Raw genomic sequence first — 25091 nt, 5'->3', positions numbered from 1 at the left:
CTAGGGAACGGTCGTTTCGGTCAGCCGCTCCGCGGAGGCGTAGGCCGCGCGCTCGCGTGCTGTGGGCGAGAGAGCGACGAAGGCGGCGGTGAGGAAGAGGTACGACCCGAGGCCCACGGCGAGGGGGAAGACGAACTGCATGGCGGTGGCCCCGGGGAGTTCCCTGCCCGACGGGCTGACCTGCACGCTGACGGCGGCCATTCCCGTGTAGTGCATGCTGCTGACCGCTGCTCCCATCACGAGAGAGGCGACGGCGACCGCGACCGGCGACTTGATGTTCAGGGCTGCCCACAGGGCGGCGGTCGCGGCGACGACCGCGATGACCACGGACAGGCCGACGAGCAGCGGGTCGTAGGACACGGAGCCGTTGAGGCGCAGCGCGGCCATGCCGAGGTAGTGCATGCTCGCCACGCCCAGCCCGGTGGTGAGGCCGCCGAGGAGCAGCATCCTGCCGCGGTCGCGGCCGTAACCGACGGCGAAGACTCCGGCGCCGACGACGAGCATCGCGACGATCAGGCTGAGCACGGTCAGGGGAACGTTGTAGTGGATCTCGGTACCGGTGACGCCGAAGCCGAGCATCGCGACGAAGTGCATCGTCCAGATGCCGGTGCCGATGGCGGACGCGGCGGTGATCAGCCAATTGCGCCGGGAGCGCCCGCTCGCCCCCAGTGCTCGTACGGTGCACCGCAGGGCGAGAGCGGCGCCGATGACTGCCATCGCGTACGACAGCACGGGTGTCAGCCAGCCGAAGGTGGCGTGGTCCAGGTGTCCCATGACCCAGGGACGCTAGTCCTGAAGGGGGCGCACACTGGGAGCGCATTTCGAAAGCTGCCCGAATATGACAGAGATACGTTCCCGAACGACCGGGCCGCGCTCGAACATGCGCACCGCACATGCGTTGGAGCCGCCGGAATTTCGAAGAATCCGGGAGACGATGTGCGTATGGCCGATGACCACACGCACGTTCAGGAATTCTTCACGGCCCGGGCCGCGGACTGGGACGCCCGTTTCCCCGACGACGGACCGGCCTACGCCGCCGCGGTGGCCGACCTCGGGCTGCGGGCGGGCGACGCCGTGCTCGACGCGGGTTGCGGCACGGGGCGCGCGCTGCCGTTCCTGCGCGACGCCGTGGGCCCCGGAGGTTCGGTGCTGGGCGCCGACGTGACGCCGGCGATGCTGGAGTCCGCCGTGCACGCGGGACGCCATCGCGACGCGCAGCTGCTGATCGCCGACGTCGCCCGGCTGCCGGTACGGACGGGAGCCCTGGACGCTGTCTTCGCGGCCGGGCTGATCGCGCATCTCCCCCGGCCCGCGGAGAATCTGCGCGAGCTGGCCAGGGCGGTGCGCCCCGGCGGCCTGCTGGCGTTGTTCCATCCCATCGGACGTGCGGCTCTCGCGGCTCGCCAGGGCCGGCAGATCACGTCGGACGACCTGCGGGCCGAGCCCGTCCTCCGGCTGCTGCTGGCGGGTTCCGGGTGGCGGATGACGTCGTACACCGACGAGAGTGACCGGTTCCTGGCGGTGGCTGTCCGCCAGGACTGAGCCAGGAACCGTGCCCGGGCCGGGGCGTCACTCAGCGGCGGCCGCCGGGCGCGCGGTGTGCGGGACCGGGCAGCCGCCCGTACCGGGAGTCGGGAACGTCCCCAGCTTGGCGACCGTATAGCCGCCGGGATAGCCCTTGATCTCGGGATTCTGCCGGGCGTAGTGCGGCGCGCTGCGCGGTGGCAGCAGGCGCACGGCGCGAGCACGCAGCCGCAGAGCGCCCCTGACCGCCGCTCGCGCGGCGGGCGCCGGCGTGTCGTAGCGAAAGGCTCGCAGGAGCGCGTCGTCGAGGAGAGCGAGACTGGCGCCGCGCACGAGCGGCGCGAGGGGGCGCGGGTACCAGGACGCCATGAGCGCGAGCGTGGCGTCCGAGACGTTGCGCGCCCCCTCGTCCCAGCCGAAGTGCTCCGCCTCGTACGTGTCGAGGCAGCGCTCGAACTCCTCGAAGGACTGCGGAATGTCCTTGATGCCCATGTGCTTGCCGAGCATGCCGTAGTAGGCCGCGGAGGCCCGGAGTTCGTGGTCGGACAGCCGTCGCCAGCCGTAGGAGTCGATCCAGCGCTTCGGCATGACGACGAACGTGCACAGCACATAGCGCATGTCGTCGTTGCTGATGTCGTAGCTGCGGTGCATCTGGTTGATCCGGCGGATGGCGGTGCGGCCGTCGTCGGAGTCGAAGCCGTGCTCCAAGACGGTGTCCAGGAGCAGCGCGGTGTCGTCGTAGCGCTTCTGGGAACGGTCGGTCAGCTCTGCCGTCTCGGCGAGAAGGCGGCCGATGCCCGGGACCGCGTATGTGCGGTACAGGGCCAGTTCCAGTGCGCGTGTGTAGTCCCAGGGGAACTCGTACGTCGATGTGAGCCGGTAGATCGTCAGGAAGTCCTTTTCCGGGTCGAGCCGCTGGATCTCCTTCAGCCGGTCGTAGCGCTTCAACGCACCGTCCCCCTTCTGTCGCCCGGTGTCCAACTCTACGTTGGGAGAGCACAGATGGAGGGTCCGTGATCCAACCACTCAGGGGGAAGGTGGTCCGCGTGTTCGACAACGTACGGAACAGACTCAGGAAGCTCTTCGGACCGCGTCCGGACGGTGCGACACCGCAGGCGCACCCGGGAACGCGTCAGCACAACATCTTCGAGGCCGCCGCGGCCTACGTCTCCGCGTGCGCGGAGGACGACGAGCCGCGCATCGAGGAGGCGGCCGGCTGGGTCTCGCCGGAGGCACTTTCCTTCGGTGTCAACGAACTGGCCTGCCGGGCGGTCATCGCGCTCGCGCGGGAGCGCGACGAGTCACCCCAGAGCGTGGCCCGTGCGCTCCTCGGCCTCCCGGCTGCCTGATGCCGGGTTCCCCGTGGACCTCGACGGCGGGGTTACTCACTGGTTAGGGTGCGCCGACGACCGATCCGATGAGGAGGGTGCCGTGACCGGGCCTGACACCGCCACCGACACCGCCGAGGACGCCGAGGACGCCGAGGACGCTCTGTTCGTGCTGACCGCGGTGCTGCTGACGCCCGCGCAGTTCCCGAGCGTGCTCGGTGACGACTATCCGCAGGCCTGTGCGGCGCTCGGTCTCGAGCCGTACGCCGACGGGTACGGCCTGGTGCTCGGCCAGGACGGCACGGGCGCGCGGTGGACCGTGGTGATCGACGACGTGTCGCTGGTGGCGGTCGCCATCGCGTCCTGGGACTGCGGCATGGAGTACGACCTGTCACCGGACGAACGAACGGTCGTCGCGGGTCTGCCGGGCTGGCCGCTCTCGCTCGCGGTGGCCGCTCCCGGCATACCGGCCCCGCACGACCCCGTTCCCGGGAACGGAGCGGACGGCGACAATGTGCCGGCTCCGCTCACACCGCCCGACACCGACACCTGGGGACCCGCCCAGCGCCGGCTCGGCGCGGACGAGATCGCGCTCCAGTGGGCGGCCTGGCGCGAGCAGATCGACGACGAGGAGACATTCGTGGCTCCGGGTGACAAGCCGCACTCCGGCGTGCGGCGTGTCATTGAGGAGCTGCAAGGTTACGTGGACGCCCCTCCGCCGCCGGGGCGGGTGCGTTCGACGTTCGCGTCCGGCGAGGCCCGCACGCTGCGGGCCGACGGTCCTGGCTGGTCCGTGGTCGCCAGGACCGACGACATCGCTTTCGTACTGCTCGACGACGAGCCGGGTGAGGTTCTTCCGGTCGGGCGGGGACCCGAACTGCCCGGTCTGCTGGAGGCGCTCGACAAGATCGCCGTACGGCCCGCCTGACGGCCGCCGCCCTGGTCCTCTGCGGCCTTCCGCCCTGAGTGCGCGGTCGTACCGGGCGAGAGCGGTTCTGCGGGCGGGGCCGGGCAAGGCCTTTCCGGCCTTCATGCGGTCGTGGGTCGCGGCGAAGTGATCCACCGGCAAGCAATCTCCGTGGACGGCACCCATATCGGCGCCCTGCGCGGTGTGGGCCGTGCCCATGGCCGTGCCGGTCGATTCGACAGCACCATGTGGCTCGCTGCGCCCGTCTTCCCGCAGTGAACCCGGAGGCTTCCCATGCGCCCGTCCAGAGGCGTCCCGCTCGCCGCCGCACTTCTCATGGCGCTGACCACCGTCGGCTCCGCAGGCGCCGCGGCGCCTGCCCCTGAGGCCGGTCCTTGCGCCCGGCACGACCGGCCGGTCGTGCCGGGGGCGGAACATCAGCGAGTGGCCTGCCTGCCCGACTTGACCACCACAGGGCTGGCCGGCACGGCGTACACCGACACTGCCGACCAGGCGGGGCTGTCCGCGAAGGGCACGAAGAACCCCTCCGGTGTGCCGGGCACGCAGATCGACGGCTACTTCCCCGACGATTCGCGCTTCAACGCCACCCACGGATGGCAGCACGACGCCCAGTTCGTCATCCGGCTGCCCGATCGCTGGAACGGCGGGCTCGTCGTCACGGGTGCGCCCGGTACCCGCAAGCAGTACGCGACCGACGCCCTCATCTCCGACCAGGTGCTCGCTCAGGGCTACGCGTACGCGGCGACCGACAAGGGGAACAGCGGCCCCGACTTCTTCAAGGACGGCAAGCGGCCCGGCGATGCCGTGGCGGAGTGGAACCGGCGTACCACGGAGCTGACGCGTGCGGCACGCAGGACCGTCGCGAAGTGGTACGGGCACGCGCCCCGGCGTACATACATGACGGGCATCTCCAACGGCGGCTACCTGACCCGCTGGCAGTTGGAGAACCATCCCGAGCTCTATGACGGCGGGGTGGACTGGGAGGGCGCCCTCTGGACGGCCGACGGCGGTGGTCTGCTCGACTCCCTGCCGGTCGCGGTGGCACGGAGCCTGGGCCGGGCGAAGGACGAGGATCTGCTGAAGGCCGGTTTCGCGCCCGGTTCGCAGTTCCTGTGGCCGTACCACGAGAAGGCGTACTGGGGTCTGACGCAGAAGATCTATCGCGCGGAGTTCGATCCGTCGTACGACCCGGCCTGCCCCGGATCATCCGCCGGTGGCACACTGCCGGAGATCCTCGCGCCCTGTGCGTCGGACGCGGAGTACGACTACGCCGCGCGACCCGACTCCGTACACCGCGCGGTCGGGCGGGTCGCTCTGACCGGGCGGATCGGCAAGCCGATGATCACGCTGCACGGTGACCTGGACACGCTGCTGCCGATCGCCACCGACTCCGACGTGTACGAGCGGATGGTGACGCAGCGGGGCCGCTCACGGTTGCACCGCTACTACACCGTCGCGGGCGGCACCCATGTCGACTCGCTCTACGACACGTATCCCGACCGGCTGCGGCCGGTCCTTCCCTGTTACCGCTCCGCGTTTTCGGCGCTTGTGGCCTGGGTGGAGGACGGCAGCGTTCCGCCCGGGGACCGGACTATTGCCAGGCCCGCGGGCGGTGATGTGGTGAACTCCTGCGCGCTGAGCTGAGCCGGGGCTCAGACGCGCTCCAGGGGCCGGTGCGGCTCCGCCGGCAGGACGGCCTTGATCCGGTCGCCGGGCCGCACCGCCCCACCCACCTTGACCACGCTCATGATCCCGGTCTTGCGCACGATGTTGCCCGCCTCGTCCCGGCCGACCACCTGCTTCAGGAGACCGTCCTGGAAACCGTCGATCTGCAGGCACGGGTTGCGCAGACCGGTGACCTCGACGACCGCTTCCTCACCGATGTGCAGCAGGGTGCCTTCCGGGAGGCCGAGCAAGTCGATTCCGCTGGTGGTGATGTTCTCGCCGAGCTGGCCCGGCTCGACCGTGAAGCCGCTGCGGAGCAGCTCGCCGAACAGCTCCTCGTGCATGAGGTGCACCTGGCGCAGATTCGGCTGGGTGGGGTCCTGAGCGACCCGGTACCGGTGTTTGACCGTCGTCCCCGCGTGTACGTCGCCTTCCACGCCGAGTCCGGCCAGCAGCGTGATGCTGTCGCGGTTCGGCTTGGTGAACGAGTACTCGCCGTTGCTGCTGACCGCCGTGACCATGCCGCCCATGTGCGGACTCCCCCTCGACCGTGCCGGTGTTCGATCCTTCCAGAACCCGACCCTATCCCCGCACGGCCGGGGGCGGGGTCAGCGGCCGATCTCCTTGCGTGTGACCCGGCGCAGCCTGCGGCGCTGCGAGTTGTCCAGCATCAGATACGCCGCGACGGGCACACCGATCATGACCAGCAGGGCGGGCCAGAACCCGACCAGCCAGATCATGGCGATCCCCACCACCACGCCACCGGCGGCCACCTTCGCGCTCTTCGACATCTTCGACGCCTCCTTCGCGGCTGTTGCCGCTTCATGCTCCAGTAACGTGCGCGCCCGCGCCACAGTTCCGCCGCGCGGGCCGCCCGCTAGACGGCTGCGTTCCGCTCGGCCGCGCCGGTCCTGTCGGTCGTGTCGGTCCTGAGCGGTGCGCCGACGCCGTGCATGTGTGTCAGCGCCTGCCGGTACGAGTCGATCAGTCCGGTCTCCGCGTACGACACGCCCAGCGCCTCGCAGTGCGCACGCACCAGCGGCTGGGCGAACCGCAGGTTCGGACGCGCCATGCTCGGGAAGAGGTGGTGCTCTATCTGGTAGTTCAGGCCGCCGAGGAACCAGTCGGTGAGTATCCCGCCGCGCACGTTGCGTGAAGTGACGACCTGCCGGCGCAGGTGACCCCAGCGCTCACCGTCGGTGCCGGGCATTTCCATCCCCTTGTGGTTGGGTGCGAACGCCATTCCCAGATGGAGGCCGAACAGAGCGTGATGAAGGAGCGCGAACACAGCGGCCTTGCCCGGCGACATGACGGTGAGCAGCAACGCGAAGTACCCGACGAGATGGGCCACGAGCAGCGAGCCTTCCAGTACGCGCTCGCGCACCGGCTGGCGGCGCAGGTACTGGAAGCCGTAGATCTTCAGGGCGATGCCTTCGAGCAGCAGCATCGGGAAGAACAGTCGCGCCTGGTTGCGGGTCAGCCAGCGGGCGAATCCTTCGCGCTGTTCGGCCTGTTTCTGCGTCCAGACCAGTGCCCCCACACCGACGTCGGGGTCTTTGTCGATGTGGTTCGGGTTCGCGTGGTGGCGTACGTGCTTGTCGTTCCACCACGCCTGGTTCATGCCGAGCAGCAGATTGCTGTGGACGAGGCTGATCACCAGGCTCACCCGGCGGTTGCCGGTTATCTGGGCGTGTCCGGCGTCGTGGCCGAAGAAGGCGGTACGGGCCCACAGCACGGTCAGGGGCAGGGCCAGCGGAAGCGTCCACCAGGAGTCACCGATGAGCACCATGCCTGCGACGACAGCGGCCATGGCGAGCAGATTGGCCGCGATGCCCACCGCATACCAGCCGGTGCGCCGCTCCAGGAGTCCCTGCTCCCTGGCGCTTCGCAGGAGCGGGGCGAAATCGCTCCCCGAGGTGCCTGTCGTGGGTTCCGCGACAGTGGCGGCCTGGGGCATAAGGGTCTCCGGTCTGTAGGACCTAGCTCTGACGTCATGAAACTACGCACCGGGCCCCTTGATGACCATGGCGTCAACCCCCGGGTTTCGTTGGTGCCTGCCCCCGCTCGGCGCAGTGGGGATGGGTACACCTTCGCCTGCCGGATGCTGTACTCTCGGCGACTCGAAATCGGCTAGTCAAATTTGAGGAATTCGGCATCGCTGTGCACCGGCCTCCTGCGGCAACGCTCTCCGAGATCTCCGAACTCACCCGATGCTCCGTGGCCTTCCTGCCCGCGGATCCGGCACGCACCGGCACGGTGGCTTTCTGGCGCGCCGACGGAAGCGCGCCGCCCTCCGGCCCCGGCACGGTCGAAGAGCTGACTGTCGTCATGGACCGCGTCACGGTGCGCACCGTGCGCGCCCTCGCGCTGCCGGTGCGGGACGCTCTGCCGGTCCTGACGAGGGCCCGCGCGTCCGCACACGCCGACCCTGCCGCAGCCTTCTGGGGTGCGGCCGCACTCGTCGCGCTGCAGCTCGCCGCTCGCGGGCTTCTCCTGCCGGGACTGAGCGCCACCGATCACGACGCCTGGCGGGCCGGACCGCTCACCGCCGAGGACCAGGAACGGGTGCGCGAGCTGGCAGCCGCGATGCCGCCCGGCGCGCACGCCGTACCGCTCGGTGCCGGGGAACGGCCGCTGCGGCTGCCCGCTCCCGAGCGGCTCGTGCGCTCGTTCCTCGACGCGGTCGCGGACGGGCTGCCGCGTACGCCCGCCGCGGCTTCGGCGGCCGCCGGTCCCGCGTACGCCGGCGCCGAGCCGCAGCGGCTGCCCGAGCAGCGCGCCTGGGCCGCGGACGTCGCCGCCGGGCACGACGCGGGCGTACGGATCTCCCTGAGGGTCGAGCTGTCCGGACTCGCGACGGCTCGCGCGGACGAGGAACCCGAGAACGGCCGGACGAACGGTATCGACGAGGGAGCGGGGCCTGCCTTCCGCGTCGTTCTGCAGATGCACAGTGTCAGAGACCCTTCGCTGGTCGCCGACGCCTCCGAGGTGTGGGCCGGCACAGGACACGCCGGGACGGCGTTCGGGCCGCGCGCCCGTATGGACGCGTTGCCGGCCCTGCGCCGCGCCGCCCATGTGTGGCCGCCGCTGGCCCCGCTGCTGTCGGCCGCCGTACCGGACGCCATCGAGCCGGCCGACGAGGAGGTCACCGAACTGCTCGGTGAGGCCGCACGGGCGCTGGCAGCCACCGGAGTCCAGGTGCACTGGCCGAAGGCGCTGGCCCGCGGACTGACGGCACGCGCCGTAGTGGGCCCGCCCGATGACGACAAGGGCAGTGTGGGGAATCAGGAGACGACGCAGTCCGACGTGCCGTCATTCCTGTCGCCCGACGCGCTGCTGGCCTTCAACTGGCGGTTCGCGCTGGGCGGTCAGCAGCTCTCGCGCGAGGAGCTCGACCGGCTCGCGGAGGCCGGCAGGCCGGTCGTGCGTCTGCGCGACCGGTGGGTGCTCGTCGACCCCGACGAGGCCCGCCGCGCGCGAGAGAGCCAGGACCGCAAGGTCACCCCCGTCGAAGCGCTCAGTGCCGCGCTGACAGGCCGCTCGGAGGTGGACGGCAGGCAGGTCGACGTACAGGCAACGGGGTGGCTGGCGCAGTTGCGGGAGCGGATCGCCGATCCGGAGGGCGCCGGGCACGGGGCGGTTCCGCAGCCGGCCGCGCTCGCGGCGACCTTGCGCGACTACCAGCTGCGCGGACTGAACTGGCTGCACCACATGACGTCCCTGGGGCTCGGCGGCTGTCTCGCCGACGACATGGGGCTCGGCAAGACCATCACCCTCATCGCCCTGCATCTGCACCGGCAGACGGACGAGCGTGCCGCCGGCCCCACCCTGGTCGTCTGCCCCACGTCCCTGATGGGCAACTGGCAGCGCGAGATCGAGAAGTTCGCTCCGGGAACCCCGGTACGCCGGTTCCACGGCGCTTCGCGCAGCCTGGACGCCCTCGCCGACGGGGAGTTCGTTCTCACGACGTACGGCACGATGCGGCTCGACGCCGCACGGCTGGCCGGACCGAAACCATGGGGCATGGTCGTCGTCGACGAGGCGCAGCACGTCAAGAACCCGTACTCGGCAACCGCCAGGCAGTTGCGCACCATCGACGCCCACGCGCGCGTGGCGCTCACCGGCACCCCGGTGGAGAACAACCTCTCCGAGCTGTGGGCCATCCTCGACTGGACGACTCCCGGACTGCTCGGCCGGCTCGGAACGTTCCGCAGGCAATACGCGCAGTCGGTCGAGGGCGGCAACGACCCCGCCGCCGCCGAGCGTCTCTCCAGGCTGGTACGTCCGTTCCTTCTGCGGCGCCGCAAGTCCGATCCCGGGATCGCTCCGGAGCTGCCGCCGAAGACGGAGACCGACCACGCCGTGTCGCTCACGGTGGAACAGACCGGCTTGTACGAGGCGGTGGTCCGCGAGACGCTCGCCGAGATCTCGGCGGCCGAAGGGTTCGCCCGGCGGGGGCTCGTGGTGAAGCTGCTCACCGCGCTGAAGCAGATCTGCAATCACCCGGCGCAGTACATGAAGGAGCAGCGGCCCACCATCGCGGGCCGGTCCGGGAAGCTGGAACTGCTGGACGAACTGCTGGACACCATCCTGGCCAAGGACGCGAGCGTGCTGGTGTTCACGCAGTACGTGCAGATGGCGCGGCTGCTGGAGAAGCATCTCGCGGCGCGCGGCACAGGGACGCTGTTCCTGCACGGCGGAACGCCCGTGCCGGAACGAGAGGCAATGGTGCGGCGGTTCCAGGACGGTGAGGTTCCGGTATTCCTGCTGTCGTTGAAGGCGGCGGGGACCGGGCTCAACCTCACCAGGGCCGCCCATGTCGTGCACTACGACCGCTGGTGGAACCCGGCGGTCGAGGCGCAGGCCACGGACCGCGCGTACCGCATCGGGCAGACCCAGCCGGTGCAGGTGCACCGGCTGATCGCCGAGGGAACCATCGAGGACCGGATCGCGGGAATGCTCGCGCGCAAGAAGGAGCTCGCGGACGCCGTTCTCGGGAACGGCGAATCCGCCCTGACGGAACTGACCGACGCCGAGCTGGCGGACCTGGTGGAGCTGCGAGGGGGCACACGATGAGCGACTGGTACGGGACAGGTGAGCAGCGCGAACCGGAGCGGACCTTCGACGCGATGCCTCCCGCGCGGGGGCGCGGTTTCGCGCAGACCTGGTGGGGCCGGGCATGGATGAAGGCGCTGGAGGACACCGCGCTGGACGGTGAACAGCTCAGAAAGGGCCGCCGGTACGCGCGTGAAGGAGCGGTCGGCGCCGTGTCGGTACGACCGGGGCGGGTCACGGCGGTCGTACGGGAGAAGGACGGTTCGGCGTATCGCGGTGATGTGCTGTTGCAGCGGTTGAGCGGTGAGGAGTGGGACCGTTTCCTCGGCATGGCGGTCGAACGCGCCGGGCACATCGCGGCGCTCCTGGACCGGGAGATGCCGCCCCATCTGGTGGAGGACGCGGCGGCCGCCGGAGTCGAGCTCCTGCCGGGCATCGGCGACCTGGAGCCGCAGTGCTCGTGCGACGCGTGGGACCACTGTCCGCACACCGCGGCGCTCTGCTACCAGGTGGCGCGTCTGCTGGACCAGGACCCCTTCGTACTGCTCCTCATGCGGGGACGCGGCGAGCGGGAGCTGCTCGACGAGCTCCAGGTACGCAGCGCGGCTCTGGCCGCGCCGCAGGAGACACCGCGAGGGCACGGCGGTGAGCGGGCGCCGGAGGGTGTGCCGGCCGACGAGGCGTTCGCGGAGCGGGACATGCTGCCGCCCCTGCCCGCTCCTCCGCCGCTGCCGGGAGAGCCGGGGCAGCCGCCGACTCTGGACACGGAGACAGCGCCCGCGCCCGAGATCGACGTCGCAGCGCTGGAGTTCCTGGCGCTGGACGCGGCCGGCCGCGCGCATCGCCTCCTGGCCGAGGCGCTGGCGCCCGGGCACGAACAGCAGCCGGTGGAAGAGGAACTGGCGGCGGAACAGGACGCGGTGCGGCTGGCAGCCGGCGGGCCCGGACCGCGGATCGCCGCACGGCTCGCGTCGGATTCCGGACGGGAGCGGGCCGGCCTCGCCCTGGCGGTACTGGCCTGGCAGTACGGGGGACGTGCCGCACTCGCCGTACTGGAGGAGGAGTGGACGCCGGAGCCGGAGGCACTCGCGCGCGCCCGTACGCGGCTGACGGAGGCGTGGGACGAGGGCGAGCGTCCGCAGTTGCGCGACCGGTTCAACCGGTGGACGGTCGTCGGTGCGGACGCTCAGCTGCGGTGCGGTCGTGACGGGCGCTGGTGGCCGTACCGCAAGGACCGCGGGCGGTGGACGCCTGCCGGTCCCCCGGATCAGGATCCGGCGGCGGCGCTCGCCACCGCACTGGAATGACGGAAAGGCTGTCGGGCGCCGGCCGTCGGTCGTGTTGTCCGGAGCCGACCGGAACGTGTTGTGTCGCGACCACGTGCGGGAGTGGCACCGGCCTCTTCCATCACTCGCGCCGTGCCCCGTAACGTGAGGCCTCGCAGCGCTCAACCGTTCCGCGGGCACGCACTGCCGGTCAACGCCGCAACGTACGCGACGCCGGACGCGAGAGGGGCCCGGGCCCGGACCTTCGGTGGCGCCGCGCCCGTCGCTCGGGTCACGCGTGCCAGGGGGAGCGTGAGAGCCGCGGAGTCGCGGTGTGTGCGCGGTGAAGACCGAAGGGAGTCGTGACACGGTGGCCCGGAAGCCTGGTGCAGTGGTTCGCACGCGACTACAGACTGTCCGAGCTGGACGCCTACCAGCTCGTCAGCCAGGGCGGTGAACTGCACCTGTGTGGCGAAGATGCGCATGCAGTGGCTGCCGGCAGGCGAACAGCATCGGGGCCTTCTCCAGCACTTGCGCCGGGGCGGCCGCCGGCCTGCCGCACCCCTGGGCGCGCCCGTTCCGCCGGATGACCGCTCTCGCACTGCGAACACGGCCTCGCCTCCTTAGTGTCGTTCGTGGAGCGCTGTCTGCCGGTGAAGCACCGCTAGGCGTGACCGACGGGGCGCCACTCGGGTGCCCGACCGTTCGAACCCGGAGGAGCCCCCATGCCGGAGCTGTTCATCGGTGGCAAGTGGACCGCCGCCGTCGACGGGCAGGTTCGCGAGATCCGCTGCCCCGCCGACGGCACCCTGGTGGCGACCGTCGACGAAGCAGGCCCGAAGGACGTCTCGGCGGCGATCGCCGCGGCCCGCGACGCGTTCGACCGCGGCCCCTGGCCGACGGCCCCCGCAGACGAGCGCGGGCAGCTGCTGCTGCGCGTCGCCGGGATGCTGGAACGCGACAAGGACGCGTTCGCGCGCGCCGAATCCCTGGACACCGGGAAACGGCTCGTCGAGAGCGAGTACGACATGGACGACATCGCCCACTGCTTCCGCTACTTCGGCAACCTGACGGCCGCCGCCGGCTCGGACCGGATCGTCGACACGGGCAACACGGACGTGGACAGCAGAGTGGTGCACGAGCCGGTCGGTGTCTGCGCGCTCATCACCCCGTGGAACTATCCGCTGCTGCAGACCGCCTGGAAGGTCGCTCCGGCGGTCGGGGCGGGCAACACCTTCGTGCTCAAGCCCAGCGAGCTGACCCCGCACACCGCCATCATGCTGATGAAGCTGCTGGCCGAGGCGGGACTGCCGGACGGAGTCGCCAACCTCGTCCTGGGCGCGGGGCCGACCGCGGGCGCGCCCCTGAGCGAGGACCCGCGCGTCGACATGGTGTCGTTCACCGGCGGGCTCGTCACGGGCCGCCGCATCATGACGGCCGCAGCCCCGACGGTGAAGAAGGTCGCCCTGGAGCTGGGCGGCAAGAACCCCAACATCGTCTTCGCCGACGCCGACTTCGAGGCCGCCGTCGACTACGCCATGATGGCCATCTTCCTGCACTCCGGCCAGGTCTGTTCGGCCGGAGCGCGGCTGCTCGTCCAGGACGAACTGCACGACGCGTTCGTCGACGAACTGGTGAAGCGAACACGGGCGATCCCCCTCGGTGGCCCCTTCGACGAGAACGCCCGTACCGGGCCCCTGATCTCGGCCGCGCACCGCGACAAGGTCGAGGCGTACGTCGCGGCCGGGCTGGCAGAGGGCGCGGTGCTGCGCTGCGGCGGCGCCCGGCCCGACGACCCCGCCCTTCAGGACGGCTTCTACTACCTGCCGACCGTGCTGGACGACTGCACCCCGGGCATGTCGGTGGTACGCGACGAGTCGTTCGGCCCGGTGCTCACCGTCGAGCAGTTCCGCGACGAGGCGGAGGCCGTCGCCCTCGCGAACGACACCGTCTACGGGCTGACCGGCGCGGTCTGGACCGAGGACGTGGCCCGCGGCCAGCGGGTGGCGTCACGGGTCCGGGCCGGGACCGTATGGATCAACGACTTCCATCCGTACGTGCCCCAGGCGGAGTGGGGCGGCATGAAGCAGTCCGGCTTCGGCCGCGAACTCGGCCCCGCCGGCCTGGCCGAGTACCAGGAGGCCAAGCACATCTGGCGCAATCTCGCGCCGAATCCGCTGAGGTGGTTCGAATGAGTACGGACACTGCCGGCACGGGACCGCAAGATCCGGAACCCGAGCCGCCGACCCGGACCCAGGGTCAGCAGGACGACGACGCGCTGGGCGATTTCGGCTACCGCCCGGAGCTCAAGCGCACCCTCGGCAACTTTCACACCTTCGCCGCCGGGGTCAGTTACATCTCCATCCTCACCGGCACGTTCCAGCTCTTCTACTTCGGCGTGACCTTCGGCGGCCCCGCCTACTGGTGGTCCTGGCCGATGGTCTTCGCCGGCCAGCTGATGGTGGCCCTGTGCTTCTGCGAGCTGGCCGCCCGCTATCCGGTCGCCGGCTCGGTCTACAACTGGGCAAAGACCATGGGCGGCCCGCACATCGGCTGGCTCGGCGGCTGGATGATGATGACGGCCACCATGGTGACGCTGGCCGCCGTGGCGCTCGCGTACCAGATCACGCTGCCGCAGATCGACGACTGGTTCCAGTTCGTCGGCGACGGCACCGGCAAGACCGACGCGGCCGCCAACGCCGTGCTCCTCGGCTCGGTGCTCGTCCTCTTCTCCACCCTCGTCAACGCCTTCGGCGTCAAGCTCATGGCACGGATCAACTCGGCCGGTGTGTTCATCGAGCTGATCGCCGCGGTCGCCCTGATCATCTTCCTCGCGGCGCACATCACCCGCGGCCCGAGCAGCGTCCTGACGGAGACGTACGGCCTCGGCAGCGGCCAGAACCTCGGTTATCTGGGCGTCTTCCTGACCGCCTCGCTGGCTTCCGCGTACGTCATGTACGGCTTCGACACCGCGTCGTCACTCGGCGAGGAGTCGCACAACCCGGGTCAGAACGCGCCCCGTGCCATCCTGCGGGCGCTCGTCGCGTCCTTCCTCATCGGCGGGTTCATCCTGCTCTTCGCCCTGATGGCCGTACCCGACCTGGCGGCCGAGGAGCTGTCCACGGGCGGTCTGCAGTACGTCGTACTGGAAACCCTCGGCTCGACCGTCGGCGAGATCTTCCTGTGGACCGTGGTCGTCGCGATCACGGTGTGCGTACTGGCCGTGCACGCCGCCGGTATCCGGCTGATGTTCGCCATGGCCCGGGACAACAACCTGCCGGCGGGCTCGCGGCTCGCCCGGGTGAGCCCCCGGTTCCAGACGCCCGTGGTACCGGCCGTACTGATCGGCGTGGTGGCAGTCGTCATCCTCGTCGTCAACATCAACCAGCCGCAGATCTTCTCGGTGATCACGAGCATCGCGATCATCATGATCTACGTGGCCTACCTCATGGTCACCGCACCCATGTTGCTCCAGCGGTTGCGGGGCAAGTGGCAGCCCGCGGAAGGCAACTTCTCGCTCGGCAGGTTCGGTCTGCCGGTCAACGTCGTCGCCGTGCTGTGGGGCACCGCCATGTCGGTCAACCTCGCGTGGCCGCGCGCGGAGGTGTACAACGCCACGGGACCGCAGCACTGGTATCTGCGGTGGGGCGCGTTCCTCTTCATCGGCATCGTCGCGCTCGGCGGCTTCGCCTACTACTGGTTCGTGCAGCGGCACAAGACCGGCGTACTGGACGAGCACCGTTTCGAAGCCGCAGGCACTCCCGCACCGCCGTCGGCCGCCCCCTGATCACCGATCAGCCGACCCTGGAGACGCAATGCCCTCAGCAAGCCCCCTGCCCGAGTACGACTACGTCGTGGTCGGCGGCGGTACGGCCGGCGCCGTCGTCGCCGCACGGCTGACCGAGGACCCGGACGTCACCGTGTGCGTCGTGGAGGCCGGGCCTTCGGACGTCGGTGACGACAACATCCTGCGGCTCGACCGGTGGATGGCCCTGCTGGAGTCCGGTTACGACTGGGACTACCCGGTGGAGCCCCAGGAGAACGGCAACAGCTTCATGCGGCACGCCCGCGCCAAGGTGCTCGGCGGCTGTTCCTCGCACAACTCCTGCATCGCCTTCTGGGCACCGGCCGAGGACCTCGACGAGTGGGGCGCGCTGGGCTGTACGGGCTGGAGCGCCGCGGACTGTTTCCCCCTCTACCAGCGGCTGGAGACGAACGACGCGCCCGGGGACCACCACGGCCGCTCGGGCCCGGTGACGATCCGTACCGTCCCGCCCAAGGACCCGTGCGGCACGGCCCTGCTGGAAGCGTGTGCGGCCGCCGGTATCCCCACCACGCCCTTCAACACCGGTACGACGGTCGTGCGCGGCGCCCACTGGTTCCAGATCAACTCCCGGCCGGACGGAACGCGCTCCTCCGCGTCCGTCTCGTACCTCCACCCGGTCCTCGGCAAGCGGCCGAACCTCGAGGTACGTACCGGACTGCAGGCCAGGCGGCTCCTGTTCGACGACGCGGACGAAAGCAGCGCCGGCATCGGCGGCCGCGACCGCGACGGACACACCGGCCGGCGCTGTACGGGCGTCGAGTACCTGCTGCCCGACACCATTCACACCGGGGCGGTCACGGCGCGGCGCGAGGTGATCGTGGCCTGCGGCGCCATCGACTCGCCGAAGCTGCTGATGCTGTCCGGCATCGGGCCCGCCGGCCATCTGCGGGACCGGGGCGTGGAGGTACGGGTGGACTCCCCCGGCGTCGGCTCCCATCTCCAGGACCACCCCGAGGGCGTGATCATGTGGGAGGCGAAGCAGCCCATGGTCACCTCTTCCACCCAGTGGTGGGAGATCGGCATCTTCGCGGACACCGAAGCGGGTCTTGACCGGCCGGACCTGATGTTCCATTACGGCTCGGTGCCGTTCGACCTGAACACGTACCGGCGCGGCTATCCGACGACGGACAACGCCTTCTGCCTGACACCGAACGTCACGCGGGCACGCTCGATGGGAACGGTCCGGCTGCGCACCCGCGACTACCGGGACAAGCCGAAGGTCGACCCCCGCTACTTCACTCACGAGCACGACATCCGCGTGATGACGTACGGGCTGCGGCTCGCCCGCGAGATCGCCGCCCAGGCTCCCATGGCCGACTGGGCCGGCGCCGAGCTCGCGCCCGGTCCGGACGCCACCACCGACGAGGAGCTGTTCGCGTACATCCGCGAGACCCACAACACCGTCTACCACCCGGCGGGCACCGTGCGGATGGGCGCGACGGACGACGCCGAGTCGCCGCTCGACCCGCAGCTGCGGGTCAAGGGCGTCACGGGGCTGCGGGTGGCCGACGCGTCCGTGATGCCGTTCCTGCCGGCGGTCAACCCGTGCATCACCACGATGATGATCGGCGAGAAGTGCGCCGACATGCTCAAGGCGACCGCGACCGCGACCGCGACCGTGACCGCGAACTGAACCGTCCGGCGCCGCCAAGGCCTCGCCTTCGTACCGCCGGCAGGGGCGAGCACTCGCCGTTCAGGTGTTGTTGGGTCTCCTGATGCCGGCGCTCCCAGCCATCCTGTTCATCGCCCCCGGAACGGCGAACCGCCGAATCGGAACGCGCCCGTGCGCGAGAGGAACCGAGCCCGCACTGACTTCCCTTGAGCCGGCGCTGGGGGTGCCACTCGGGGTCCCGCGCGCGGGCGGTGCGAAATCGCCCCGGAGCGTCGTCTTCCCGTCGTTCGTTTTCGCTGTCGCAGATGCGGTGTACGTATCGTCTCCCGCATCCCGAGCGCCCTGCGCATGGTTGTACTGGCCGGCGAAGACGTGCTGTCCGGCAGGGACCGTACGACTCGCCCTCAGCGTCCAGCGGAAGACGAGGGCGCCGGGTTCCTCGCGTACGGAGAGGGTGAAGTCGTCGGCCGGGAGAGAGCGCCAGCTGCCGGTGTCCGTGACGCCGCCCGTCTGGGTGACGCGTAGTTCGACTCTCAGCGCGGTGAGCGGCTCACGCGTCTTCAGCCTTACGTTGCTCTGAGCCCAGTAGCGATTGCTGTGCGGGTCCACCAGGCCCTCGGCCTGCAGGTACGTGCCCTCGGTACGGTCCGTACCGGTCGTCGGCGGCGGCGTCGCGATCGAGTGCGCGAGTTCCGCGTCCCGGGTAGCGGCGGCCACCGCGCAGCCGCCGGCCACGAGCACCCCGGCCACAGCGGCCGTCGCGCCTGTGATGCGCAGCCAGGAGGAGCGGGACCCGGCGTGGTGGCACGAAGGCTCGGGCTGTGGCGGCGTCATGGCGCGTTCCACCCGGGTCAGCATCCGCGCGCGGTCGGGCCGGTGCGCGTCGGCCGCTTCGCGCAGCTGCCTGCGCAGCTCCTCCATCAGCGCCTCTCTCCCACGAGTTCCGCGGTGGTGTCGCTGCCCAGCAGCTTCTCCAGCTGCGCCACGCCCTTCGACGTCTGGCTCTTCACCGTACCGACCGAGATTCCGAGAGCCAGTGCCGTGTCCCGCTCCGAGAGGTCGAAGGCGTGGCGCAGTACCACGCAGGCGCGTTTACGGAAAGGCAGTGTGCGCAGTGCCTGCTGTACGTCGACGACCGCCGGCACGTCCGGTCCGTCCCAGTGCTCGGCGCGATGCGGCCAGAAGAGCGCGACCCGGCGGCGTTCCCGTACGGCGCCGCGGATCCGGCTGCGCACCAGATTGGCGATCACCCCGCGTGCGTACGCCGCGGGGTGATCGGCGGCACGCACCCGGTCCCATCGGTGCCAGAGCGCGACCAGCGCGTCGGCCGCCAGGTCGTCGGCGGCGTCCGCGTCCCCCGTCAGGAGGTGGGCGAGGCGGGCGAGTCCGGCGTGGTGGCGCTCGAAGAAGTCATGGAACTCCGCGGCGGGATCCGGCGCGCCTGTGTCCACGGGTGCTGTCCTCTCCCGCTCGCCCTGCGTACGGTTCAGCCGGTGCGCGGCGGGAGGCTGGAGCGGCGTACCACCAGCTCGGGACGGAGCACCACGCTCCGGTGGTCGTGACCGTCCGGATCCGCCTCGGTCTCCTCCAGGAGCAGCTCGGCGGCCATGGCGCCCATGACGCGGGCCGGCTGGCGCACCGAGGTCAACGGCACGGCGGCGGCGGCGGCGAACTCGATGTCGTCGTAGCCGACGATGGCCAGCCGGTCGGGCACCGCGACTCCCGCCGTGTACATGGCCTGGAGCACGCCCAGGGCCAGCAGGTCGTTGGCGCAGAACACGGCGGTGGGGCGGCGGCCTTCGGGAAGTCCCAGCAGCCTGGCTCCCGCGTCGCGGCCCGCCGCCACGTCGAGGCGGTCGGTGGGGATCTCCCGGAGGGCCTCGGGATCCAGGCCGGCCTCGGCGAGTGCCGCACGCGCGCCGGCGCGGCGGTCCGCGACCTGCTGGAGGCGGAGGGGGCCGCCGACGAACGCGATGTCGCGGTGTCCGGCGTCGATGAGGTGACGTACGGCGAGTGTCCCGCCTGCTACGTCGTCGACGGAGACGGAGCACTCGCCCTCCCCTTCGGCGACCCGGTCGACGAGGACGAAGGGGATGCCGTGGCGGCGGAATTCCTGGATGTTGCGGCCGGTGGCGTCGGCGGGCGTGAGCAGCAGGCCGCGTACCCGCTGCTCGGCGAAGAGGCCCAGGTAGTCGGCCTCTTCGGCCGGGCTCTGCGCGCTGTTGCAGAGCATGACACCGAGCCCGGCGTCACGCGCGGCGCGCTCGGCGCCGCGGGCGACCTCCACGAAGAAGGGGTTGCCCATGTCGAGTACGAGGAGGGCGATCATGCGGCTGCGGCCGGCGCGCAGCTGACGCGCGGACTCACTGCGCACATAGCCCAGCCGGTCGATGGCGGACTGCACCCGGACGCGGGTGGGCCCGGAGACGGATCCGGGGCGGTTGATGACGTTCGACACCGTTCCGACCGAGACCCCGGCGGCGCGGGCCACGTCCTTGATACCTACCGGCTGGGCCATGAAGGCTGAACTCCTAGGCAAGATGGAACACTTCGGTCAGCGGCCACATCGCCTCGTCCGGGCGGGCACCGTCGAGGGACTCGAAGTATCCTGCCATCTCCTCCTGCCAGCGGGCGTTGACCTCGGCGTCGGCCATGCCCGCCTGCGCGGCCGCGAAGTCGTCCGTCTCCAGGTAGCCGACGAGCAGCCCGTCCTCGCGGAGGAACAGCGAGTAGTTGCGCCAGCCCGCCCCGGAAAGCGCCGAAAGCATTTCGGGCCATACGGCCGCGTGCCGCTCGCGGTACTCCGCCAGCCGTTCCCGGCGTACTCGCAGCACGAAGCACACACGCTCCATCGACGCACGCCCCTCGCCGCAGTAGTGCCTGGAATGGTTGCCTGAATTGCCTGAATGGTTTCATCGGAGTCTCCGGGAGAGTAGGCACGCGGACCGAACACGTCAAGGGTCCGTGCGCAAGTTGCCGTGACCAGGTCCGGGTTGAGCCGCACCACCTCTTGACGGGCGGGCGTGCCGCTCATAGCTTCACCGCCAATGAATCGATTCACACGATTTTCGCGACGACAGCGTCCGCCACAGGAGCGCCAGGGGTGCCGATCATGACGAGTCCGAAAGAAGCCCTGAAAGCCCAGTCCCTCGAGACCCCTTCGTGGGCGTACGGCAACTCCGGCACCCGCTTCAAGGTCTTCGCACAGCCCGGCGTCCCCCGTACTCCGTACGAGAAGCTGGACGACGCCGCCCGCGTCCACGCGCACACGGGCATTGCGCCCGCCCTTGCCCTCCACATCCCCTGGGACCGCGTCGACGACTACGCCGCTCTCGCCGCGTACGCCCAGGAGCGCGGCCTGCGGCTCGGAACCGTCAATGCCAACGTCTTCCAGGACGACGACTACAAGCTCGGCAGCGTCTGCCACCCCGACGAGAAGGTCCGCCGCAAAGCCCTGGATCATCTCCTGGAGTGCGTCGCCATCATGGACGCCATCGGGTCGCGCGACCTGAAGCTGTGGTTCTCCGACGGCACCAACTACCCCGGCCAGGACGACATCCGCGCTCGTCAGGACCGGCTCACCGAGGCACTGACAGCGGTGTACGAGCGGCTGGGCGACGACCAGCGGCTGCTGCTTGAGTACAAGCTCTTCGAGCCCGCCTTCTACGCGACCGACGTGCCGGACTGGGGCACGGCGTACGCGCACTGCCTGCGGCTCGGTCCGAAGGCGCAGGTCGTCGTGGACACCGGGCACCACGCACCCGGAACCAACATCGAGTTCATCGTCGCCTTCCTGCTGCGGGAAGGAAAGCTCGGCGGCTTCGACTTCAATTCGCGCTTCTACGCGGACGACGACCTGATGGCGGGAGCCGCAGACCCGTTCCAGCTCTTCCGGATCATGTACGAGGTGGTGCGCGGCGACGGCCTCGGCCCCGGCGTGGCCTTCATGCTCGACCAGTGCCACAACATCGAGCCGAAGATCCCGGCGGTCATCCGCTCGCTGCTCAATGTCCAGGAGGCCACCGCGAAAGCCCTCCTGGTCGACCGCCACGCGCTTTCGGCGGCCCAGCGGTCCGGGGACGTCCTCGGCGCGAACGCCGTGCTGATGGACGCGTACAACACCGATGTACGCCCGCTGCTCGCCGAAGTGCGCGAGGAGATGGGCATCGATCCCGACCCGATGGCCGCGTACGGCCGCTCGGGCTGGGCCCGGCGGATCGCCGACGAGCGGGTCGGTGGCGAACAGGCCGGCTGGGGGGCGTGAACGGTATGACCACCCAACCGCAGCGGGAGCTCATAGCGCGGTCGAACCGCCTGGGCTCCGATCCACGCAACACCAACTTCGCGGGCGGCAACACGTCCGCGAAGGGCGCCGCCATCGACCCCGTCACCGGCTCCGCCACCGAGCTGATGTGGGTGAAGGGTTCGGGCGGCGACCTGGGCACGCTCACCGAGGACGGCCTGGCGGTGCTGCGCCTGGACCGGCTCCGCGCGCTGGCCGGGACGTATCCGGGGGCGGGGCGCGAGGACGAGATGGTCGCCGCCTTCGACTACTGCCTGCACGGCGCAGGCGGCGCGGCGCCTTCCATCGACACGGCGATGCACGGCCTGGTCGGCGCGGCCCACGTGGACCATCTTCACCCCGACTCGGGTATCGCGCTCGCCTGCGCGGCGGACGGCGAGAAGCTGACGGCCCGGTGCTTCGGCGACACGGTGGTATGGGTGCCGTGGCGCCGCCCGGGCTTCCAGCTCGGACTGGACATCGCGGCGGTCAAGGAGGCCAACCCGGCGGCGATCGGCTGCATCCTCGGCGGGCACGGCATCACGGCCTGGGGTGACAGCAGCGAGGAATGCGAGGCGAACTCGCTGCACATCATCCGTACCGCCGAGGCTTTTCTGGCCGAGCACGGCAGGGCCGCGCCTTTCGGCGCCGTACGGGAGGGGTACGAGCGGCTGCCGGAGGCCGAGCGACACGCGCGGGCTGCCGAACTGGCGCCGGTGATCAGGGGGCTCGCCTCGCAGGACCGTCCGCAGGCCGGGCACTTCGCCGACCCGGGAATCGTCCTGGACTTCCTTGCCCGTACCGAATCCCCGCGTCTGGCGGCGCTCGGCACTTCCTGCCCCGACCACTTCCTGCGTACGAAGGTCAGGCCGCTGGTCCTGGACCTGCCGCCGTCCGTGCCCCTGTCCGAAGCCGTCGCGCGGCTCAAGGAGCTGCATGCGGAGTACCGCGCGGAGTACGCCGCCTATTACGCGCGGCACGCGGCGGACGACTCGCCGGCGATGCGCGGGGCCGACCCGGCGATCGTCCTCGCCCCGGGAGTCGGGATGTTCTCGTACGGCAGGGACAAGCAGACGGCGCGGGTGGCTGGCGAGTTCTACGTCAACGCACTCCATGTGATGCACGGCGCCGAGGCGGTGTCGACGTACGCGCCGATCGAGGAAGCGGAGAAGTTCTCCATCGAGTACTGGTCTCTCGAGGAGGCCAAGCTCCGGCGGATGCCGAAGCCGAAGGCCCTCGCCGCGCGGGTGGCGCTGGTGACGGGCGCGGGGTCCGGCATCGGCCGGGCGATCGCGCACCGGCTTGTCGCCGAGGGCGCGTGCGTGGTCGTGGCGGACCTGAACGGGGACAGCGCGGCGGGGGTGGCCCAGGAGCTGGGCGGCCCCGACAAAGCGGTCGCCGTCACGGTCGACGTCACGTCGGAGGAGCAGATCGCCGCCTGCTTCGACGCCGCGGTGCTCGCCTTCGGCGGCGTCGACCTGGTGGTCAACAACGCCGGCATCTCCATCTCCAAGCCGCTCCTGGAAACCACGGCGGAGGACTGGGACCTGCAGCACGACATCATGGCGCGCGGGTCGTTCCTTGTCTCGCGCGAGGCGGCGCGGGTGATGCGGGAGCAGGGGCTGGGTGGCGACATCGTGTACATCACGTCCAAGAACGCCGTTTTCGCCGGTCCGAACAACATCGCGTACTCCGCGACGAAGGCCGACCAGGCGCACCAAGTACGGCTGCTGGCAGCTGAGTTGGGTGAGTACGGCATTCGCGTGAACGGCGTCAACCCGGACGGTGTGGTCCGGGGCTCCGGAATTTTCGCCGGGGGCTGGGGGGCGCGGCGGGCGGCGGTGTACGGGGTGGCGGAGGAGCGGCTCGGGGAGTTCTACGCCCAGCGGACGCTGCTGAAGCGGGAGGTGCTGCCGGAGCATGTGGCGAACGCGGTGTTCGCGCTGACGGGCGGGGACCTGTCGCACACGACGGGGCTGCATGTACCGGTGGACGCGGGGGTGGCGGCGGCGTTCTTGCGCTGATTGGCCTTTACCGACCCCGCCCGTTCCCGCCACTGGGGCAAGCCCAGGGCCCTGGGCGGGCCCGGCTCCCTCCCCCATCGAGGTACTCACCTTGAACCCCAGCGCACCCTTCGCCGCCGTCGACCTCGGCGCCACCACCGGCCGGGTCGTCCTCGGCCGGGCCGGCGCTCCGGACCAGCTGCGCCTCACCGAAGTGCACCGCTTCGCCAACACCCCACTGCGGCTGCCCACCGGCCTGCACTGGGACGTACGCTCCCTCCTCGACGGCGTACTGGACGGACTGCGGAAAGCCGCCGGCACCGGCCCGGTCGCCTCCGTCGGTGTCGACACCTGGGCCGTCGACTACGGCCTGCTCGACTCCGACGGCGCCCTCCTCGGCGCCCCGTACCACTACCGGGACGACCGCACCGACGGCATACCGGAACAGGTGTGGTCCAAGGCCGGCGGGCCGGCCGCCCTGTACCGGGCCACCGGCCTTCAGCACCTTCCCTTCAACACCGTCTTCCAGCTCGCCGCCGCCGCGAAGAGCGGTCAACTGACCTCCGCCCGTACGCTCCTGCTCATGCCGGACCTCGTCGTGCACCGGCTGACCGGCGCGATCGGCGCCGAGGAGACCAACGCCTCCACCACAGGACTGTTCGACGCCCACAGCGGCGCCTGGTCGCAGAACGTGCTCGACCGCCTCGGACTCGACGCCTCGCTGCTGCCGCCGCTGCGCCGTCCCGGCTCCCCGGCCGGGACCCTCCTGCCCCATGTCGCCGCCCGCACCGGTCTGCCCGCCACCACGCCGGTGATCACCGTTGCCTCGCACGACACCGCCTCGGCGGTCGCCGCCGTGCCCGCCACCGGGCCGGGCTTCGCGTACATCTCGTGCGGCACCTGGTCCCTGGCCGGGCTGGAGCTCGACGCCCCCGTCCTCACCGAGGCGTCACGAACGGCCAACTTCACCAACGAGCGCGGCATCGACGGCACCATCCGCTACTTGCGCAACATCATGGGCATGTGGCTGCTGGAGGAGTGCCGACGCACCTGGGACGCGGAGGGGCTGCCCACCGACCTCCCCGGCCTCCTCGCCGGCGCGGACCGGGCCACCCCGTTCCTCTCCCTCGTCGATCCGGACGCACCGCGCTTCCTGGCCCCCGGAAACATGCCGGCCCGGATACGTGACTTCTGCGTACGGACCGGCCAGCCGGCGCCCGAAAGCCAGGGCGCGTACGTCCGTTGCGTCCTGGAGAGCCTGGCCCTGGCCCACCGGCGCACCCTGCGCCGGGCAGCCGAACTGACCGGCCGGGACATCACCCGCGTGCACCTCGTCGGCGGCGGTTCGCGCAACGAACTGCTGTGCCGGTTCACCGCCGACGCGACCGGCCTGCCCGTGACCGCGGGCCCCGCCGAGGCCACGGCGCTCGGCAATGTCCTCGTCCAGGCGAGGGCAGCCGGCCTGGTGGGAGACCTGGCGGCAATGCGCCGCCTGGTCGCCTCCACCCAGCCGCTGCGCCACTACCTTCCGAACGCCGGCAGCGGCAAGGCATGGGACGAGGCCGCGAGGCGGCCGGGACAAGGCCGGGGGTGAGTTCGGCGT

The 25091-nt window shown here is 70.7% G+C and carries 21 protein-coding genes; 12 read left to right on the top strand and 9 right to left on the bottom strand.

What is annotated here, in order from left to right:
- Window positions 1-774, bottom strand: coding sequence for an MHYT domain-containing protein (locus tag AC1P0E_RS31105; RefSeq protein WP_482745426.1), 774 nt, complete (start codon window positions 772-774; stop codon window positions 1-3).
- 168 nt (window positions 775-942) lie between these two features.
- On the opposite strand from AC1P0E_RS31105, the gene AC1P0E_RS31100 reads away from it, so the two are divergent.
- Complete coding sequence (locus tag AC1P0E_RS31100; protein WP_482745425.1) at window positions 943-1542, top strand: class I SAM-dependent methyltransferase; 600 nt, start codon at window positions 943-945, stop codon at window positions 1540-1542.
- Between the two features lie 27 nt (window positions 1543-1569).
- Here the strand turns inward: AC1P0E_RS31100 and AC1P0E_RS31095 are convergent, their stop codons facing one another.
- Entirely contained in the window at window positions 1570-2472 is a 903-nt protein-coding gene (locus AC1P0E_RS31095) for an oxygenase MpaB family protein (RefSeq protein WP_482745424.1), read from the bottom strand.
- A 98-nt stretch (window positions 2473-2570) separates the two neighbouring features.
- Here AC1P0E_RS31095 and AC1P0E_RS31090 point away from each other — a divergent pair, with 98 nt between their 5' ends.
- The 3 genes from AC1P0E_RS31090 (at window position 2571) to AC1P0E_RS31080 (ending at window position 5424) form a co-directional block, all read left to right on the top strand.
- Window positions 2571-2873, top strand: coding sequence for a hypothetical protein (locus AC1P0E_RS31090; RefSeq protein WP_482745423.1), 303 nt, complete (start codon window positions 2571-2573; stop codon window positions 2871-2873).
- Between the two features lie 82 nt (window positions 2874-2955).
- Window positions 2956-3780, top strand: coding sequence for a hypothetical protein (locus tag AC1P0E_RS31085; protein ID WP_482745422.1), 825 nt, complete (start codon window positions 2956-2958; stop codon window positions 3778-3780).
- 273 nt (window positions 3781-4053) lie between these two features.
- Complete coding sequence (locus AC1P0E_RS31080; protein WP_482745421.1) at window positions 4054-5424, top strand: tannase/feruloyl esterase family alpha/beta hydrolase; 1371 nt, start codon at window positions 4054-4056, stop codon at window positions 5422-5424.
- An 8-nt stretch (window positions 5425-5432) separates the two neighbouring features.
- Here the strand turns inward: AC1P0E_RS31080 and AC1P0E_RS31075 are convergent, their stop codons facing one another.
- The 3 genes from AC1P0E_RS31075 to AC1P0E_RS31065 all read right to left on the bottom strand — a co-directional run bounded on the left by AC1P0E_RS31075 (window position 5433) and on the right by AC1P0E_RS31065 (window position 7402).
- Complete coding sequence (locus tag AC1P0E_RS31075) at window positions 5433-5975, bottom strand: MOSC domain-containing protein (protein ID WP_482745420.1); 543 nt, start codon at window positions 5973-5975, stop codon at window positions 5433-5435.
- Window positions 5976-6053: 78 nt separating this feature from the next.
- A complete protein-coding gene (locus AC1P0E_RS31070; protein ID WP_482745419.1) occupies window positions 6054-6236 on the bottom strand; it encodes a hypothetical protein in 183 nt (60 codons plus the stop codon).
- Window positions 6237-6322: 86 nt separating this feature from the next.
- On the bottom strand, window positions 6323-7402 hold the full coding sequence (locus AC1P0E_RS31065) for a fatty acid desaturase family protein (protein ID WP_482745418.1): 1080 nt from the start codon (window positions 7400-7402) through the stop codon (window positions 6323-6325).
- Between the two features lie 203 nt (window positions 7403-7605).
- Here AC1P0E_RS31065 and AC1P0E_RS31060 point away from each other — a divergent pair, with 203 nt between their 5' ends.
- The 5 genes from AC1P0E_RS31060 to AC1P0E_RS31040 all read left to right on the top strand — a co-directional run bounded on the left by AC1P0E_RS31060 (window position 7606) and on the right by AC1P0E_RS31040 (window position 17224).
- Window positions 7606-10521, top strand: a complete 2916-nt coding sequence (locus AC1P0E_RS31060; protein WP_482745417.1) for a DEAD/DEAH box helicase — start codon at window positions 7606-7608, stop codon at window positions 10519-10521.
- Entirely contained in the window at window positions 10518-11807 is a 1290-nt protein-coding gene (locus AC1P0E_RS31055) for an SWIM zinc finger family protein (protein WP_482745416.1), read from the top strand. Before AC1P0E_RS31060 ends, AC1P0E_RS31055 begins: the two co-directional genes overlap by 4 nt.
- Window positions 11808-12490: 683 nt before the next feature.
- Window positions 12491-13960 (top strand): aldehyde dehydrogenase family protein, encoded by a 1470-nt coding sequence (locus tag AC1P0E_RS31050; RefSeq protein WP_482745415.1) that lies wholly within the window; start codon window positions 12491-12493, stop codon window positions 13958-13960.
- Entirely contained in the window at window positions 13957-15552 is a 1596-nt protein-coding gene (locus tag AC1P0E_RS31045) for an APC family permease (protein WP_482745414.1), read from the top strand. The genes AC1P0E_RS31050 and AC1P0E_RS31045 overlap by 4 nt, the downstream gene beginning before the upstream one ends.
- Before the next feature lie 28 nt (window positions 15553-15580).
- On the top strand, window positions 15581-17224 hold the full coding sequence (locus AC1P0E_RS31040; RefSeq protein WP_482745413.1) for a GMC family oxidoreductase: 1644 nt from the start codon (window positions 15581-15583) through the stop codon (window positions 17222-17224).
- A 60-nt stretch (window positions 17225-17284) separates the two neighbouring features.
- Here AC1P0E_RS31040 and AC1P0E_RS31035 read toward each other — a convergent pair whose 3' ends face one another.
- From AC1P0E_RS31035 to AC1P0E_RS31020, 4 genes are read right to left on the bottom strand one after another with little or no spacing between them, the layout of a single operon-like run.
- The gene (locus AC1P0E_RS31035; RefSeq protein ID WP_482745412.1) at window positions 17285-18124 is read right to left on the bottom strand and encodes a hypothetical protein; all 840 of its coding nucleotides are present in this window, start codon (window positions 18122-18124) and stop codon (window positions 17285-17287) included.
- Window positions 18124-18654: a SigE family RNA polymerase sigma factor gene (locus AC1P0E_RS31030; RefSeq protein WP_482745411.1), complete on the bottom strand. Its 531-nt coding sequence runs from the start codon at window positions 18652-18654 to the stop codon at window positions 18124-18126. Before AC1P0E_RS31030 ends, AC1P0E_RS31035 begins: the two co-directional genes overlap by 1 nt.
- 35 nt (window positions 18655-18689) lie before the next feature.
- On the bottom strand, window positions 18690-19721 hold the full coding sequence (locus tag AC1P0E_RS31025; RefSeq protein WP_482745410.1) for a LacI family DNA-binding transcriptional regulator: 1032 nt from the start codon (window positions 19719-19721) through the stop codon (window positions 18690-18692).
- Window positions 19722-19734: 13 nt separating this feature from the next.
- The gene (locus AC1P0E_RS31020; RefSeq protein WP_482745409.1) at window positions 19735-20055 is read right to left on the bottom strand and encodes an L-rhamnose mutarotase; all 321 of its coding nucleotides are present in this window, start codon (window positions 20053-20055) and stop codon (window positions 19735-19737) included.
- Window positions 20056-20315: 260 nt separating this feature from the next.
- Here AC1P0E_RS31020 and rhaI point away from each other — a divergent pair, with 260 nt between their 5' ends.
- Genes rhaI through AC1P0E_RS31005 form a run of 3 tightly spaced genes read left to right on the top strand, consistent with a single transcriptional unit; the run spans window position 20316 to window position 25082 of the window.
- Window positions 20316-21467, top strand: a complete 1152-nt coding sequence (gene rhaI / locus AC1P0E_RS31015; RefSeq protein WP_482745408.1) for an L-rhamnose isomerase — start codon at window positions 20316-20318, stop codon at window positions 21465-21467.
- Window positions 21468-21472: 5 nt separating this feature from the next.
- Window positions 21473-23509 (top strand): bifunctional aldolase/short-chain dehydrogenase, encoded by a 2037-nt coding sequence (locus AC1P0E_RS31010; RefSeq protein WP_482745407.1) that lies wholly within the window; start codon window positions 21473-21475, stop codon window positions 23507-23509.
- Window positions 23466-25082 carry a rhamnulokinase gene (locus AC1P0E_RS31005; protein WP_482745406.1) on the top strand — a complete coding sequence of 539 codons (1617 nt, stop codon included), beginning with the start codon at window positions 23466-23468 and terminating at the stop codon, window positions 25080-25082. Before AC1P0E_RS31010 ends, AC1P0E_RS31005 begins: the two co-directional genes overlap by 44 nt.
- Window positions 25083-25091: the final 9 nt, after the last annotated feature.

Source organism: Streptomyces sp. TRD_SC_5 (assembly GCF_056836825.1).
Note: the sequence above shows the minus strand (reverse complement) of the source record. Positions and strands in the feature narration are given on the sequence as shown.

What these genes read in the sequence shown, in the direction of transcription:
- AC1P0E_RS31020 (WP_482745409.1), bottom strand. Translation starts at nt 20,055, where the DNA reads ATGGAGCGTGTGTGCTTCGTGCTGCGAGTACGCCGGGAACGGCTGGCG.
- AC1P0E_RS31045 (WP_482745414.1), top strand. Translation starts at nt 13,957, where the DNA reads ATGAGTACGGACACTGCCGGCACGGGACCGCAAGATCCGGAACCCGAG.
- AC1P0E_RS31035 (WP_482745412.1), bottom strand. Translation starts at nt 18,124, where the DNA reads ATGGAGGAGCTGCGCAGGCAGCTGCGCGAAGCGGCCGACGCGCACCGG.
- AC1P0E_RS31055 (WP_482745416.1), top strand. Translation starts at nt 10,518, where the DNA reads ATGAGCGACTGGTACGGGACAGGTGAGCAGCGCGAACCGGAGCGGACC.
- AC1P0E_RS31025 (WP_482745410.1), bottom strand. Translation starts at nt 19,721, where the DNA reads ATGGCCCAGCCGGTAGGTATCAAGGACGTGGCCCGCGCCGCCGGGGTC.
- rhaI (WP_482745408.1), top strand. Translation starts at nt 20,316, where the DNA reads ATGACGAGTCCGAAAGAAGCCCTGAAAGCCCAGTCCCTCGAGACCCCT.
- AC1P0E_RS31100 (WP_482745425.1), top strand. Translation starts at nt 943, where the DNA reads ATGGCCGATGACCACACGCACGTTCAGGAATTCTTCACGGCCCGGGCC.
- AC1P0E_RS31075 (WP_482745420.1), bottom strand. Translation starts at nt 5,975, where the DNA reads ATGGGCGGCATGGTCACGGCGGTCAGCAGCAACGGCGAGTACTCGTTC.
- AC1P0E_RS31010 (WP_482745407.1), top strand. Translation starts at nt 21,473, where the DNA reads ATGACCACCCAACCGCAGCGGGAGCTCATAGCGCGGTCGAACCGCCTG.
- AC1P0E_RS31005 (WP_482745406.1), top strand. Translation starts at nt 23,466, where the DNA reads ATGTACCGGTGGACGCGGGGGTGGCGGCGGCGTTCTTGCGCTGATTGG.
- AC1P0E_RS31050 (WP_482745415.1), top strand. Translation starts at nt 12,491, where the DNA reads ATGCCGGAGCTGTTCATCGGTGGCAAGTGGACCGCCGCCGTCGACGGG.
- AC1P0E_RS31080 (WP_482745421.1), top strand. Translation starts at nt 4,054, where the DNA reads ATGCGCCCGTCCAGAGGCGTCCCGCTCGCCGCCGCACTTCTCATGGCG.
- AC1P0E_RS31105 (WP_482745426.1), bottom strand. Translation starts at nt 774, where the DNA reads ATGGGACACCTGGACCACGCCACCTTCGGCTGGCTGACACCCGTGCTG.
- AC1P0E_RS31065 (WP_482745418.1), bottom strand. Translation starts at nt 7,402, where the DNA reads ATGCCCCAGGCCGCCACTGTCGCGGAACCCACGACAGGCACCTCGGGG.
- AC1P0E_RS31070 (WP_482745419.1), bottom strand. Translation starts at nt 6,236, where the DNA reads ATGTCGAAGAGCGCGAAGGTGGCCGCCGGTGGCGTGGTGGTGGGGATC.
- AC1P0E_RS31040 (WP_482745413.1), top strand. Translation starts at nt 15,581, where the DNA reads ATGCCCTCAGCAAGCCCCCTGCCCGAGTACGACTACGTCGTGGTCGGC.